This is a genomic window from Pseudomonas sp. GM102, from assembly GCF_000282555.1.
Taxonomy (GTDB): domain Bacteria; phylum Pseudomonadota; class Gammaproteobacteria; order Pseudomonadales; family Pseudomonadaceae; genus Aquipseudomonas.
In genome coordinates, this window is the sequence record NZ_AKJB01000057.1 from 115,324 (window position 1) to 129,987 (window position 14,664).

14 protein-coding genes are annotated in these 14,664 nt (G+C 60.0%); 5 read left to right on the forward strand and 9 right to left on the reverse strand.

The window, feature by feature from the left end; all coding sequences use genetic code 11:
- The first annotated feature begins 25 nt into the window (after nt 1–25).
- From PMI18_RS16075 to astA, 4 genes are all read left to right on the forward strand, one after another.
- Nucleotides 26–787, forward strand: coding sequence for an ABC transporter ATP-binding protein (locus tag PMI18_RS16075; protein ID WP_007900193.1), 762 nt, complete (start codon nt 26–28; stop codon nt 785–787).
- A 12-nt stretch (nt 788–799) separates the two neighbouring features.
- Nucleotides 800–1,279 carry an Lrp/AsnC family transcriptional regulator gene (locus PMI18_RS16070; RefSeq protein WP_007900194.1) on the forward strand — a complete coding sequence of 160 codons (480 nt, stop codon included), beginning with the start codon at nt 800–802 and terminating at the stop codon, nt 1,277–1,279.
- A 270-nt stretch (nt 1,280–1,549) separates the two neighbouring features.
- Nucleotides 1,550–2,494 carry a citrulline utilization hydrolase CtlX gene (gene ctlX / locus PMI18_RS16065; RefSeq protein ID WP_007900195.1) on the forward strand — a complete coding sequence of 315 codons (945 nt, stop codon included), beginning with the start codon at nt 1,550–1,552 and terminating at the stop codon, nt 2,492–2,494.
- Entirely contained in the window at nt 2,491–3,525 is a 1,035-nt protein-coding gene (gene astA / locus PMI18_RS16060; protein WP_007900196.1) for an arginine N-succinyltransferase, read from the forward strand. Before ctlX ends, astA begins: the two co-directional genes overlap by 4 nt.
- Before the next feature lie 148 nt (nt 3,526–3,673).
- Here astA and PMI18_RS16055 read toward each other — a convergent pair whose 3' ends face one another.
- The 9 genes from PMI18_RS16055 to argH form a co-directional block, all read right to left on the reverse strand.
- A complete protein-coding gene (locus PMI18_RS16055; protein ID WP_007900197.1) occupies nt 3,674–4,369 on the reverse strand; it encodes an HPP family protein in 696 nt (231 codons plus the stop codon).
- A gap of 158 nt (nt 4,370–4,527) precedes the next feature.
- Nucleotides 4,528–5,706, reverse strand: coding sequence for an MFS transporter (locus PMI18_RS16050; RefSeq protein ID WP_033036367.1), 1,179 nt, complete (start codon nt 5,704–5,706; stop codon nt 4,528–4,530).
- Nucleotides 5,707–5,857: 151 nt separating this feature from the next.
- Complete coding sequence (locus PMI18_RS16045; protein WP_007900201.1) at nt 5,858–7,264, reverse strand: MmgE/PrpD family protein; 1,407 nt, start codon at nt 7,262–7,264, stop codon at nt 5,858–5,860.
- Nucleotides 7,261–8,148: a polysaccharide deacetylase family protein gene (locus tag PMI18_RS16040; RefSeq protein ID WP_007900202.1), complete on the reverse strand. Its 888-nt coding sequence runs from the start codon at nt 8,146–8,148 to the stop codon at nt 7,261–7,263. Before PMI18_RS16040 ends, PMI18_RS16045 begins: the two co-directional genes overlap by 4 nt.
- The gene (locus tag PMI18_RS16035) at nt 8,141–8,989 is read right to left on the reverse strand and encodes a polysaccharide deacetylase family protein (RefSeq protein ID WP_007900203.1); all 849 of its coding nucleotides are present in this window, start codon (nt 8,987–8,989) and stop codon (nt 8,141–8,143) included. The genes PMI18_RS16040 and PMI18_RS16035 overlap by 8 nt, the downstream gene beginning before the upstream one ends.
- Before the next feature lie 176 nt (nt 8,990–9,165).
- On the reverse strand, nt 9,166–9,990 hold the full coding sequence (locus PMI18_RS16030) for an ABC transporter substrate-binding protein (protein ID WP_007900204.1): 825 nt from the start codon (nt 9,988–9,990) through the stop codon (nt 9,166–9,168).
- A 53-nt stretch (nt 9,991–10,043) separates the two neighbouring features.
- The gene (locus PMI18_RS16025; RefSeq protein ID WP_007900205.1) at nt 10,044–10,808 is read right to left on the reverse strand and encodes an amino acid ABC transporter ATP-binding protein; all 765 of its coding nucleotides are present in this window, start codon (nt 10,806–10,808) and stop codon (nt 10,044–10,046) included.
- Nucleotides 10,809–10,818: 10 nt separating this feature from the next.
- Nucleotides 10,819–11,697 (reverse strand): amino acid ABC transporter permease, encoded by an 879-nt coding sequence (locus PMI18_RS16020; protein WP_007900206.1) that lies wholly within the window; start codon nt 11,695–11,697, stop codon nt 10,819–10,821.
- Nucleotides 11,698–11,834: 137 nt separating this feature from the next.
- A complete protein-coding gene (gene argH, locus PMI18_RS16015) occupies nt 11,835–13,262 on the reverse strand; it encodes an argininosuccinate lyase (RefSeq protein ID WP_007900207.1) in 1,428 nt (475 codons plus the stop codon).
- A 364-nt stretch (nt 13,263–13,626) separates the two neighbouring features.
- Between argH and PMI18_RS16010 the strand changes: the two genes are divergently transcribed.
- The gene (locus PMI18_RS16010; protein WP_007900210.1) at nt 13,627–14,592 is read left to right on the forward strand and encodes a LysR family transcriptional regulator; all 966 of its coding nucleotides are present in this window, start codon (nt 13,627–13,629) and stop codon (nt 14,590–14,592) included.
- Nucleotides 14,593–14,664 lie beyond the last annotated feature (72 nt).

The following is a 14,664-nucleotide window of genomic DNA, read 5'->3' on the forward strand; positions in this document are numbered from 1 at the left end:
AGCAGGCGCTGCTGGAGACTTACGCATGTACAAACTCACGGTTGAAAATCTGTACAAACGTTTTGGTGACAATGAAGTGCTTAAAGGCGTCTCGTTGAACGCACGGGCCGGCGATGTGGTGAGCATGATCGGTGCCAGCGGTTCGGGTAAAAGCACCATGTTGCGCTGCATCAACTTTTTGGAGCGGGCGGACGAGGGTGCCATTGTGCTGGACGGTGAGCGAGTCATCACTCGCCCGGGCGCGGGTGGCATGCGAGTCGCCAACCCGGCACAGTTGCAGCGTTTGCGCACACGCCTGGCGATGGTGTTCCAGCATTTCAATTTGTGGAGCCATCTGACCGTACTGGAAAACATCATACTGGCGCCGTGTCGGGTGCTGGGTGTCAGCCGCAAGGCCGCCGAAGAGAGCGCACGGGCGTATCTGGACAAGGTCGGTTTGCCGCAGCGGGTGGCCGATCAATACCCGGCGTTTCTGTCCGGCGGGCAACAACAGCGCGTCGCGATTGCCCGGGCGTTGGCCGTGGAACCTGAGATTCTGTTGTTCGACGAGCCGACCTCGGCCCTCGATCCGGAATTGGTGGGCGAGGTGTTGAAGGTGATCCAGGCGCTGGCTGAAGAAGGCCGGACCATGTTAATGGTGACCCACGAAATGGGCTTTGCCCGGCAAGTGTCCAGCCAGGTGTTGTTCTTGCATCAGGGGCGGGTCGAGGAGCAAGGTGATGCAACCATCCTCGACCAGCCAAAGAGTGAACGTTTGCAGCAATTCCTATCGGGTCGTTTGAAGTGAGGCAAGACGTACATGGCGGATATCCGCGATCTGTCGATTGTGCTTGATCGTATCGATCAGGCCATTATCGAAGTGCTGCGCCACGAAGGGCGCATCACTTATCAAAAGCTTTCCGAGCGTGTGCACCTGACGCCCAGGCCGTGCCTGGAGCGGGTGCGCAAGCTCGAACAGCTCGGGGTTATCCGTGGCTACGGGGCCATTCTCGATGAAAAAAAACTGACGCCGGGCCTGTCGCTGCTGGTGTTGGTCGCGCTGTCGAACCAAAGCGGGCGGGCGGCGCAAAAGGCCTTTGAGGCCAAGGTTCGTGGTTGTCCGCAGGTGCTGGAATGCCGCTTGATCAGCGGCGCATTCGACTACAGTTTGCGCATGCGTTGCCGGGACATGGAGCATTATCGGGTGTTGACTGAAGTCTGGTTCGACGACCCGGAATTGCACATCGACAAACTGGTCAGCCATCCGGAACTGGCGATGGTCAAGACCACGATGGAATAGGCGGCACCCGCAAGATCAAGGTAAAGGTCAAAGGATCGCAGCCTTCGGCAGCTCCTACGTGGACCGTGTTCACCGCAATTTCGGGTATGAACACCGATCCCGTAGGAGCCGCCGAAGGCTGCGATCTTTTGCTTTTCACCCCTCGCCGAATCGGCTGAACGATCCCGGATTTTCAGCCATTTCCATCACCCGCCAAGCCCTTATCAACCGGGTTTTTTCATCGCCGAAACAGACAATGAGCACCTCTCAACCCTCATTGAATCTGTGCCCATGCAAACCACCAATACCGTTTTGATGATTCGCCCGACACGTTTCTCGTTCAATCAGGACACGGCGGCGAATAACCGTTTCCAGCGCCCGGCCGATGTGTCCGAGGACGTGCAGCTCAAGGCCTTGCAAGAGTTCGATGGCTACGTCGCCGCGCTGCGCAGCCATGGCGTCGAGGTCCTGGTGCATAACGACCTCGAAGCCCCGCATACCCCGGATTCGATCTTCCCCAACAACTGGTGGAGCAGCCACCCTGACGGCACGTTGGTGCTGTACCCGATGCAGGGCCATAACCGCCGTCTGGAGCGCGATAAAGGTGTGCTCGACTGGCTGCGGGATGAATACCGCGTCGAGCAGTTGCTGGACCTGTCCAGCCTCGAACAGCAGGAAGTGTTCCTCGAGGGCACCGGCAGCATGGTGCTGGATCGACAGCAGCGGATTTGTTACGCCGGCTATTCCACCCGCACCCACGCTCGGGCGCTGGATCAACTGGTCGACCATTTGGGTTACGAGCTGTGTGCCTTCAATGCGGTGGACCGTCAGGGCGTGGCGATTTATCACACCAACGTGATGATGAGTGTCGGCACGCGGCTGGCGATTGCGTGCCTGGCCTCCGTCACTCACCCAGCCGAACGCCTGGCCCTGCGCACGCGCCTTGAAGACAGCGGCAAGAAGGTCATTGCCCTGGACTGGGCGCAGCTGGAATCGTTCGCCGGCAACATGCTGGAAGTCCACAACGCTGCGGGCGAACCCGTGCTGGTGATGTCGCGCACCGCCTGGCAATCGCTGGATGCCGATCAGCGCCGTTTGATCGAAGCCCACACCACGCCGCTGCCGGTGAACATCGACACCATCGAACGCATCGGCGGCGGCAGCGCCCGCTGCATGTTGGCCGAAGTCTATCTATCCAAACATCAGTCCAAACCTGCCCAGGAGCAAGTGCGATGATCGTCCGTCCTGCAACACCGGCAGATTTGCCGGCACTGTTAGCCCTGGCCCATAGCGCCGGAACCGGTTTGACCACCTTGCCGGCCGATGCGGCGCGTTTGACCCAGCGTCTGGAATGGGCGGCGAAAACCTTTGCAGGCGAGGCCGAGCGCGGCGATGCCGACTACCTGTTTGTGCTGGAGAACGACCAGCAAGAAGCAGTCGGTATTTGCGCGTTGGCAGGCGCCGTCGGTTTGCGTGAGCCTTGGTACAACTATCGACTGGGCCTGTTTGTCGCCGCGTCGAAAAACCTCGGGATCAATCAGCAACTGCCGACGTTGTTCCTGGGCAATGACATGACCGGCCACTCGGAGCTGTGTTCGCTGTTTTTGCATGCCGATCACCGCAGCGGTCTGAATGGCCGCTTGTTGTCGAAGGCACGCTTCCTGTTTCTGGCGGAGTTTCGTCAGCACTTCGGTGACAAGGTGATCGCGGAGATGCGCGGTTATTCGGATGAAGAGGGTGTATCACCGTTCTGGGAAGGTCTGGGGCGGCACTTCTTCAAGATGAATTTCGCTGACGCCGACTACCTCACGGGCCTTGGCAACAAAACCTTCATCGCCGAACTGATGCCCAAGTTTCCGCTGCCGACCTGCCTGTTGCCCGAGGCAGCGCGAGCGGTTATCGGTCGCGTGCACCCCAACACCGAGCCGGCACTGGGCATGCTCAAGGCGGAAGGGTTCGAGCATCGGGATTACATCGATATCTTTGATGGCGGGCCACTGATCGAATGCGCCACTGGTGACATCCGTGCGGTGCGCGACAGTCAGGTGTTGCAACTGAGCATCGGCACACCAGGAGAGCACGCGGCGACGTACCTGATTCACAACCGCCAGTTTGCCGAATGCCGGATTACCGCTGCTCCCGCACGCGTTGCCGCTGGTACGTTGATTGTCGATGCGCAGACGGCGAAAACCTTGGGCTTGAGTGCCGGGTCGTCGGTGCGCGCGGTTAGCCTGGCGGTGCCGGCACGGCAGCAGTCCGCGGCCTGAGCTGTTGTTGAGTCTGCGATGAATCTGTGGCGAGGGAGCTTGCTCCCGTTCGACTGCGCAGCAGTCGCAGGCTCTGTAGAGGGGCCGCTTCGCAGCCCAGCGGGAGCAAGCTCCCTCGCCACAAAAGCCGTTGCTGCCCTTGATGAACTCAGGTTCTGCCGCTCAGCACTTCACCGATGCTACGGCGCCTGGCATGCAACTCGCTGGCATGGATCAACTGCTCGAGGTCTTCGGGGGTGACATCGTAGAACGCCTCCATCTCGGCGAGGGCCAGTTTCAGATCCGCGGCAGTGATCGCCTGGCTGTCGGTCGCGGGCATGAGTGGTGCCTGTTCAGCGGGACGTTTTGGGTAACGAATGCGCGTCAGATTGTTGTACGCCAGTGCGCTGAGCAGCATCGTCGAAGCACTGAGCATCACCGGGCCGAGGGCTTTCCACTCCAGGGCGATGGTCGCCGGGTCTGCCACCACCATAAGCAACGCCAAGGCACCCGCCGGTGGGTGCAAGCAACGCAACCAACACATCAGAATCAGCGCCATGCCCGCCGCGAGGCAGGCGCTGCCGAGGGTGCGTCCGAGTACATGAGCGACCAGCAGCGAGACCACTCCCGCACAGAGGTAACCGCCAAGAATTGACCACGGCTGGGCAAGCGCGCCCGAGGACACGGCGAACAACAGCACCGCCGAGGCGCCCAGCGGCCCGATCAGATGCAGCGCCACGTCCATGCCGAACACTTGGCCGCAAAGCCAGACGCTCAACATCGTCCCCAGGGCCATGCCGATGGCAGCGCGGCTCCATTCTGAAGGACGGGTATTGATGGCGGCAGGTAACCAGCGAGCAAACATGAGGCAAACGGTCCGTATAAAAATCCAGGCAAAAAAAAGGCTTAGCTGGGATACCCAGAAAGCCCTTGAAGTAGTTCCAACTATTGGGGGAGGAACGCCGCACAGTGTGCCGATCAAACCTGATGCTGACAAATTCATATTAATGCAGTTTCAGTGCATTATTTTTGCAGTATTACCACCCGTCGACCGCTCATGAAGCAGAGAAAACCGCCCATCGCCGTCAATGCGCTCAGAGCGTAGAACATGGTGGGCGCGGGCGTGTGCAGCAGCAGATAGCCACAGATCACCGGGCTCAGTGCACCGCCGAGGGCCGCGAGGTTCTGCGCGCCGTAATAGCTGCCACGCAGTTCTTCCGGGGCCAAGGTGTCGACGAAGAGGAATTCGGCCGGGTAAATGATCATTTCGCCAAGTGTGAAGATGAACATCGCCACGCACCAGCTCACCAGGCTGTCAGCCAGGCTGAAACCGATCAGCCCGAGGATGAACAGGCTGGTGCCACCAGCAATCCAGTAACGCAGTTGTTCGCGTTTGAGGAACCGCCCGATCTGGTATTGCAGCAGGATCACGCTGATGGCGTTGCAGGCGAGCAGGGCAGCCATGGTTTCCAGGGCACGTTTGGTGTCTTGGGTGACTAGCAGGTATTGCGACAGATACAGGGTGAAACGACCGTGCACCACGGTGCTGAGCAGGCAGCCGCAAGTGAACATGATCAGCGTGCGGTCGTTCTTCAGGGTGATCAGGGTTTTGAGGAAGCTCTGGGGCTGGCCAATGGCGGGTGTCTGGGCCGGGTCTTTGGGAATCCCGCTCATCAGGAAAATACTGAAGAATGCGATGCCGCCAGCGATCAGGAATGGAGCTGTTGGCTGCACCCCGGCGATTACCACGCCGAGCATCGGGCCGGTGGCGTAGCCGATGTTGGTCAGTGTGTAGCGCAGCGAAAAGGCCTTGGCGCGCTGGCCCACAGCCAGGTTTTCGCTGAGGATCGCCTTGGACCCGATCAGGAACAGCGCCGAGGCGGTTTCGGTGATCACCAGGGTGGCGGTGGTCAGGTAGAGGTTTTCGGCGAAGGTCAGCAGCACGAAACCGATGGCGCTGGAGAGCATGGCGAGGATCAGCAACCGGCGTTTTTCGAGGCGGTCGATGATGTAGCCGCCATAAAGCGCGAGCAGGGTGGCGATAAACACCGCGATGCCGAGCAACAGGCCGACGTCCTGTTGGTTGAGGCCGAGTTTGTTGCTCAGAAACAGCGTGAGCAACGGGCTGGTAATGGCGCGGCTGACGACGATGGTCAGCGAAACGATCATCAAGCGGCGGATAACGAGGGAGTAAGTGGCCACGGTGGGGCAAATGTCCTTATTCAGATTCTGTGGAGTTCGACGCGATACCGAGTTGCGGCCAATCGCGGGCAAGCCTCGCTCCCACAGGATTCAGGTGATCCCTGTGGGAGCGGGCTTGCCCGCGATGAGGTCCGCACAGACAACGTCATACTCAAGCCAGCCACCGGTCAAGCGCCCGAACCGATTCCAGCTCATCCAGTCGCCACAACTGCTCAAGCAAGCCTTTCGCCTGCTCCTGCGGCATCACCCGCCCCGCCAGACTGAAGAACTTCTCCTCCAGCGCCTCATCACTCAGCGGATTCCCCGGCGCCCCCAACGGCACCTCAACGCACAAACTCGCGTGCCGACCGTCCACGGTCTGCAGGCTGACCACAGGCTCGCCATCCTCCGACAGTAGCGGGTCGACTTCAAGGCGAATACGCGACATCCAGTGAGCAATCCGAGGGTGGTGGCGCTGTTCGTCGTCGTAGGCTTCCAACCGGCAATGACCATGGCCCAGCCGGGCCGCGAGGGCATAGCGCAGGCTCATCTGCGCCGCCGGCAGGGTGTTGATGTCCTGACCGCCACACATGTCCTGAAGAAATCCGCACAGCGAAACCTGAACGCTCTCGACCTGATCCGCGCTGACCTGCAATTGATCCAGCAACAGGCCCAATGCATCGATCGCCGAATGCGTGCCTCGGCATGCCGCGTAGGGTTTGATCGAGCAGCGGGCAAGTTTCCACACGCGGCCCAGTTCGGCATCCAGCGCCTCGGGCACGGCGGTGTCCGCCGCGAGGGTCTTGAGAAAACCGCCCCAGACATCATCGAACAATTTTGTCGGCCCGGTGATGCCTTGTTGCGCAAATCGCGCCGCCAGCAATCCACCTTCGGCGGCCCGACCGCTGTGGAGCTTTTTGCTTTGCGAGCCGTCATGAATGAACGCCCAAAGACCGCCGCTGAAGCTGCCGGCAATGCCCAGCGCCGCCAGGGTTTGCTGTGCATCCAGACCCAGAATCCGTGCACTGGCCGCCGCCGCACCAAAGACCCCGCACGTCGCGGTGGAGTGCCAACCGGCGCCGTTGTGGGCCGAATAACTGCCGCAGGCTTCAAGCACTCGGCGGCCGATTTCGTAGCCGATCACCACAGCGGTGATCAATTCGCGGCCGTTTACTGACGCTTCAGAAACCGATAGCTCCGACATCGAGAGCGCAGCCATCACCGCCGGCAGCACCACCGCGCCGGAGTGATCGCAGCCGCCGGTGTCGTCCAGCTCCAGGGCATGCGCGGCGATGCCATTGAGCATGGCGGCCTGCGCTGCGCCGACGCGCTGACCGGTGCCCCAGACCAACGTGCTGCCGGTTTCACCCTCGAAAACCTGACGCGCCTGTTTCGCCACATCGCTGCCAGCCCCGGCCAGGGTCACGCCGAAGGTGTCGAGGATATGTCGCCTGGCTTGCGCGACCAACGCGGGAGGTAAATCTTCGAAGCGAGTATCGACGCAGAACTGCGCCAACCGCTTCATTCGCATCACCCCATCGTAGGCGCTGCCGAAAGCTGCGATCTCTTGATCTTTCATACGCCGTAATCCCGATAATGACGTTCGTACACCGCCGCCGGATGATCCTCGGCCACGGGCGCTGTCGATTCAGCCCACCATTGAGTGACCTCGGCACCAGTGGCGATCCATACGTCGTCGTGTTGTTGAATGCTCTGTAGCAATTCGCGCAACACGCCGATCCGCCCGGGCGTGGCGATGATTTCCGGGTGCAGCCGCAGCACGTAACACAGCCCGAACCGGTGAAACCCGGCGAAGTCCATTTGCAAGTTGCCCAGGGTATGGCTGTAGGAAGCGATCCGCGATTGTGCGGGCGGCACCGCCGGGCTGAGGTTGAAGGCGAAGTAGGGTTCGTCTTCCAGTTCGTAGTGCAACGGCAGTTCGATCACTTCGGGTGCCGTCGGGTGAGCGAAGGGCAAGTCATCGCCACGCCATGACGAGTCCCAGCGGATGCCATGCTCCCTTAACGCCTCGATGAAACCCGGCGCACCGTTGCCGGCCGGGATACGGAAGCCTGTCGGACGCTGACCGGTCAGAGCGCTCAAGGCCGCGCAACCCTTGGCGATCTCGGCGCTTTGCTCGGCCAGCGTCAGCTTGTCGTAGTTCTGATGGCGATACCCGGCGCAGGCAATCTCATGCCCGCCAGCCTGGATCGCTCGGATGTGCTGCGGGTTTTCCTCGGCGACGATGCCGGGAATGAACCAACTGCTGGAAACGCCCAGTTCTTCGAAAAGCTTGAGCAAACGCTCGACACCGCGTTGGGTGCCGTAGCGCCATACCGACAAGGTTTTGTCGCGCCCGGCGACTTCCGGCGCCTGGGTGAGGATGCCGTGGATGTCGTTGTAATCGACGGTCAGCACCACGGCGCAGCGGTAGCCGTTGGGCCAGACGATGGAATCAGCCATGGTGATGCTCCTTCAGCCACCAGTGGGCGACGTCGCGGCAGGTGGCGAACCAGACGTCGTCGCGTTGGCGCATGTGTTCGAAGAGTTTTTCCAGAAGCAGGATGCGCCCCGGTTTGCCGGTGATCTTGGGGTGGAACAGGGTGGTCAGGCACAAGCCCTCATCCATGGCACCGTCGAATTCGCGGCACCAGTTATCGAGGGTCAGCGCGTAGCTGGCGGTGCGGTCCAGTCCCGAAGGAAAGTCCGGCGCGCGGGTGTAGGCGAGGGAGGCGTAGTCGTCCATTTCCCAGCGGCCGGGGATTTCCACCAGCGGCGTATCGAAGCCCGGCACGTTGACTAGATATGGCCGATCATCGCCGCGCATGCTGCTGGAATAAGTCACGCCGGCTTCCACTAGCATGGCCGGCGTTTCGGCCCGCCAGTCGCCGGATGGTGTGCGGAAACCTTCGGCGCGGATGTTCAGATGCTTCCAGAACACCTCGCGGGATTTGTGCATCACGTCCTTTTGCTGGTCCAGCGTCAGGGCGTAAAAGGATTCGTGTTTGTAGCCGTGGTACGCCACCTCATGCCCGCGCTCGACGATGGCCTGGCACTGTTTCGGCCAGTTCTCCACGACCCAGGCCGGGACGAAGAATGTCGTCGGGATCTGGAACTCATCCAGCAAATCGAGAATCCGCGACAGCGCCCGATAGGGGCCATAACCACCGAAACCGAAATACTCGGGCTTGCGCCAGATCGAACCGTTGAGCATGGCATCGCCGGTCGGGCCATCGAGGTCGAAGGCCAGGGCGAGGCAGGCTGTGTGCTGGTCCGGCCAGGTGGGTTGGGGTGAGGAGGACATGTGGTGCTCCAACTATTAAAAGTAAACGCCGAACCCTGTGGGAGTCGATCACAAATCTGTGGTCAGTCTGCAAACCTGTAGGAGCGAAGCTTGCTCGCGAAGAGGCCAGTGCATTCAACATCTATGTCATCTGACAGACCGCCTTCGCGGGCAAGCCTCGCTCCTACGGGCAAGCATTACTTGCCGGCGTTAATGGTCACGGTCTTGATCGCACCCAATTCCAGGTCCCACTTCTTCAGGATCGCCTGGTAGCTGCCGTCATCGACCATGCTCTGCATCGCCACTTTCACCGCTTCACTCAGCTCAGGCTTTTTCTTGCTCACGCCCAGACCGGTGAACTGCTTGGAAATCGGCAGGCCCACGGTTTTGTACATGTCCTTTTCCTGGGTCTTGAGGTACGGCAGGGTTTCGCTGCCTTGCATGGCCGCGTCGATACGGCTCTGACGCAGTTGCGCACGGGCGTCGGCCGAGCCTTCGGTGCCGATCACGTTGATCGCAGGCTTGCCGGCGGCTTCGCAGTTGGCCTTGCTCCATTCGGCGATTTCCGCCGGGAACGTGGTACGTCGGCTAGTGCCGACTTTCTTGCCGCACAGGTCGATGATTTCGTTCGTGTCCTTGTTTTTCTGCAAGGTGTAGAACTGCGGGCCGCTGGTGAAGTAGTCGACGAAGGTCACACTGGCCTGACGCTCGGCGGTGTCGGTCATGCCTGACATCACCATGTCGACGCGGTCGGTGGTCAGCGCGTTGATCATTTGTTCGAAGCCGGTTTCCTGCCATTTGATCTTCACGCCCAGCCGTTCGGCAAGGGCATTGCCTAGGTCAACGTCGAGCCCTGTGAGGGTATTGGTGGCCGGGTCCTTGAAATCCATTGGCGGGTAGTTCGGCATGATCGCTACCACGACCTCGCCCTTGTCCTTGATGCTGGCCGGTAGTTCGGCGGCCCAGGTGAAGCTGGAAGCCATAACGCCTGCGAGTACTGCTGGGATAACTATGTTCTTCATGGTCGTTCTCTTATGAGTGTTATTACGCAGCTCTTGGTTTCCGAGGCTGGCGCTTAGGTTCGAACGGCAGAAATGAAGCTTTGGGTGCGTGGGTTTTGCGGACTTATTAGTATTTCTTCGGGGCTTCCAGCCTCCACGATCTGTCCTTCGTCCATGAACACCATGCGGTTGGAAACCTCGCGAGCGAAGCCCAGTTCATGGGTGACGACGATCATGGTCATGCCGGTCTGCGCCAGATCGCGCATCACCGACAGCACCTCACCGACCAGTTCCGGGTCGAGTGCCGAAGTGGGTTCATCGAACAGCATCAGCTTGGGGCGCATGGCCAACGCGCGGGCAATCGCCACCCGTTGTTGCTGACCACCCGACAGTTCGATCGGGTAGCTGTTGCGCTTGTCGGCCAGGCCGACGCGAGCGAGCAATTCCAAGGCTTCTTCGTGCGCTTCTTTGGGCGAACGCTTGAGCACCTGGCACGGCCCTTCGATGATGTTTTGCAGCACAGTCATGTGCGGGAACAGGTTGAAACGCTGGAACACCATGCCGGTGGCCAGGCGCTGACGGGCGATCTGCGACTCGTTGAGTTCGTGCAGCTTGTTGCCGACGATGCGGTAACCCACCAGTTCGCCGTCGACCCACAGGCCGCCCTTGTCGATTTTTTCCAACTGATTCACGCAGCGCAGCAGGGTGCTCTTGCCGGAGCCGGACGGGCCGATGATGCACAGCACTTCGCCTTGCTCGACCTCGATGTTGATGTCCTTGAGCGCGTGGAAATGGTCGTAGTACTTGTTCAGGCTCACGGCCTTGACGATGCTTCTCATGTGGGGCTCCTCAAGAACGCTTGCCGGCGCCGCGAGCGAAACGACGCTCCAGACGGCTTTGACCAAAGGACAGAACAGTGACGGTGGCCAGGTACCAGATACCGGCGACGATCAGCAGCTCCATCACGCGGGCGTTGGCGTAGTAGATGTTCTGGGCGTTGTAGAGCAGTTCCGAGTACTGGATGACGCTCGCCAGGGAGGTCATTTTCACCATGCCGATGAACTCGTTGCCCACCGGCGGAATGATGATCCGCATGGCCTGGGGCAGGATGATCCGGCGCAAGGCTTGCAGGCGTGGCATGCCGATCGACTTGGCGGCTTCGTACTGCCCGGTGTCGACCGAGAGCAGACCGGCGCGCACCACTTCGGCGGTGTAGGCGCCCTGGTTGATGCTCAAGCCGAGGAGGGCGGCGGCGAAGGGCGTCATCAGGCTCACGGTGTCCATTTCGAACAGGCCGGGGATACCGATGGTGGGGAAGATCAGCGCCAGGTTGAACCACAGCAGCAGTTGCAGAATCAGCGGCGTACCGCGAAACAGCCAGGTGTAGGTCAGCGCCACATAGCGCAGGATCGGATTGGCCGACATGCGCATGATCGCCGTGATCACCCCGAACACGATGCCCAGCGCCATCGCCAGCACCGCCATGACGATGGTGTTGAGCAAGCCCCACATAATGGCCTGAGAGGTGAGGAACTGGCCGATGTACGACCATTCGATCTTGCCTTCGGCGAAGGCCCGTACCAGACCGACAATCGCAATCACGATCACCGTGGCGAAGAAAATCCGCCCGTAGTAACGCCGTGGTACATGCTGGTACTGGGTGATATCGAACTGGTTTTCCGCCAGTTTGCGCTCCGACTGGAGTCGTTCTGCCTGAGTCTGGCTCATGTTGGTTCTCCGTACGCTGGTATTAATCCCTGTAGGAGCGAAGCTTGCTCGCGAAGGCGGTGGATCAGTTGTAATCAGTGTTTACTGACCCACCGCCTTCGCGAGCAAGCTTCGCTCCTACAGGGTTTCGCCGTGAATCAGAGGCGGAAACCCTGATAGTTCTCGGTCCATTGCTGCTGGGCGGCGAGGGCGGTTTTCAGTCGGCCGATCTGCTCGCGCACCTGTTGTGGCGCGGTGCCGCCCCAGCCGCTGCGGGCGGCGATGGCGGCTTCGAGGGTCAGGCTGTCGCGCACCTCAGGCTTGAGGCGTGGATCGATCTCGGCCAGCAGCGCAGGCGAGGCTTCCCACAATTCGATCTCTTGTTTCTCGCAGGCCTGGACCAGCGCGCCGGTGATTTCGTGAGCTTCCTTGAACGGCACGCCGCGCACCGCCAGCCAGTCGGCCACTTCGGTGGCCAGGGTGAAGCCCAGCGGTGCCTGACGACGCAACTCTTCGACGTTGACCTTCATGGTCGCGACCATTCCGGCCATGGCCGGCAACACCAGCAGCAGGGTGTCGACGCTGTCGAGCACGCCGTTCTTGTCTTCACTCAAGTCGCGGTTGTAGGACAGCGGCAGTGATTTGAGGGTCGACAGCAAACCGGTCAGGTTACCGATCAGGCGACCGGCCTTGCCCCGGGCCAGTTCAGCGATGTCCGGGTTTTTCTTCTGCGGCATGATCGAACTTCCGGTGGCGTAGGCATCGTCCAGTGCGACCCAGCGAAATTGCCGCGACGACCAAAGGCAGAATTCTTCGGCGAGGCGGGAAATGTTGATCCCCAGCATGCTGGCGATAAACAGGAACTCGGCAACGTGATCGCGGCTGGCCACGGCGTCGATGGAGTTTTCGCACACGCCGCTATAGCCCATTTCCTTGGCCGACTGCTGCGGCAGGCGAGCGATGGCGGAACCGGCCATGGCCGCCGCACCGAGTGGCGACAGCGAGGTGCGCACATCCCAATCCACTAGGCGCTGCACGTCACGCAGCATCGATTGGGCGTGGGCCAGCAAGTGGTGAGCAAAGACGATTGGCTGGGCCTGTTGCAGATGAGTGAAACCGGGGCAGATGCTCTCGATGTGTTGTTCGGCCTGATCCACCAGCGCTTGTTGCAAGGCCAACACTTCAACGGCCAGGGTGCGCACGTGATCACGCAGGAACAGTCGAAGGTCGTTGGCGGTCTGGTCGTTGCGCGAACGGCCGGCGCGCAGCTTGCCGCCCAGTGCGCCGAGGCGTTCGGTCAGCAGGCGCTCGATGAAGGTGTGGACGTCTTCATCGTCCAGCGTCGGCGCGATGCTGCCGGCACGGAAGTCATCACCGATACGCTCCAGAGCGTCGAGCATGGTCTGGGTTTCCTGCTCGCTCAACAGCCCTGCGCGCTGCAATTCCCGGGCATGCGCCTTGGAGCCGGCGAGATCGTACGGGGTGAGGCGAAAGTAGCGCTCGGGGCAACGGGACAGGGCCGCCAGGGCTTCGGACGGGCCGCTCTTGAAGCGGGCACCCCAGAGACGGTCGGTGGTTTGAGACATTGTTGTTTTTCCTCGTCGTTGCTCGGAAGTTAAAAATTAATCCGGTGTGAGACCGAAGAGCTTCGCGGGCAAGCCTCGCTCCTACAGATCACCAGTGTGCAGAACCTGAAACACCCGCCGAAAATCATTCGGGCGTGGTTCGGCTCAATCAATATTCAAGGGCAGGGGAAAGCGCAGTTGCTAAATGGCGAGAGCTGATCGAAGTGTCAGCTTTTAATAGTTCGAAATCAGTGAGTTGGCACTGATTGGCGGGATTTATTAACGGTTGCCAAGCCTTGTTTTCTGTGTTCATTATTATTAGCCAGCACTGTTTTTGTTGTTGGACACAGATTGTTGAATAGGGCGCCAGAGGTAAATAAGCATTATGGAAACCCCACTTTCCAATTCCGGAAACCCGCCGCCAAAATCGGTACATCGGGCACCGCTGGCCCTCAGCGGTCTGGACTTCAAACTGCTCAAAGTATTCAAGGCTGTGGTCGAGGCTGGCGGCTTCAGCGCAGCGCAGAATGAGTTAAATGTGGGCCTGGCGGCCATCAGCAAACAGATCTCCGACCTCGAGATTCGCATCGGCATGCGCCTGTGTACCCGAGGGCGGGAAGGTTTTCACCTGACCGAAGAAGGCCGTCTGGTGTACCAGGCGTCAATCGATTTGTTTGCCTCCGTCGATAACTTTCGTGACCGGCTTAGTTCAGCTCAGAACGAACTTATTGGCGACCTTGGAGTGGGTGTTATTGACAATACGATCACGGATGCTAATTCGCCGTTAGTTGCAGCGCTTAGAAAAATAAATGAAGAGTCGCCAAAAGTAAGATTTCAACTTCAAGCGTCGCAGTTAGATGAGGTAGAAAGAGGCGTAGTCGAAGGGCGGCTAGTGGCCGGGATCGTGCCGGTTTATCAGAAAAGAGAAGAGTTCGATTACTTCCCGCTTTATGAAGAACGCTCGTACGTGTATTGCGCCGTTGGCCATCCACTGTTCGCGATGCCGGAGGCGGACATGGGCAGTAACGTGTTGCTGGATTACGAGTGCATCAACCACCGCTACGCGATCCATCGGGACAAACTGAATTTTGCCCGCTACGACAGCTTTTCCGCCTCGGCGACTCAAGTGGAAGCCGTGGCGCTGCTGGTCAAGACCGGCCGTTTTGTGGGTTTTCTGCCCGAGCATTACGCAGCAACACTGGTGGCTCAGGGACAGTTTCGGGCGGTGCGGCCGGACCTGATCAACATCGTCACGCCGTTCAATCTGATCCTGCGCCACAACACCGTGCGCAGTCCGTTGGTGAAGGCGTTTGCCCAGGCGCTGGGTGTGGATTTGAAGGCGACGGTTTGACATCAATGTGGCTAACAGTAACTAGCGGACAATACATGCCTATGTAGGAGCTGCCGCAGGCTGCGATCTTTT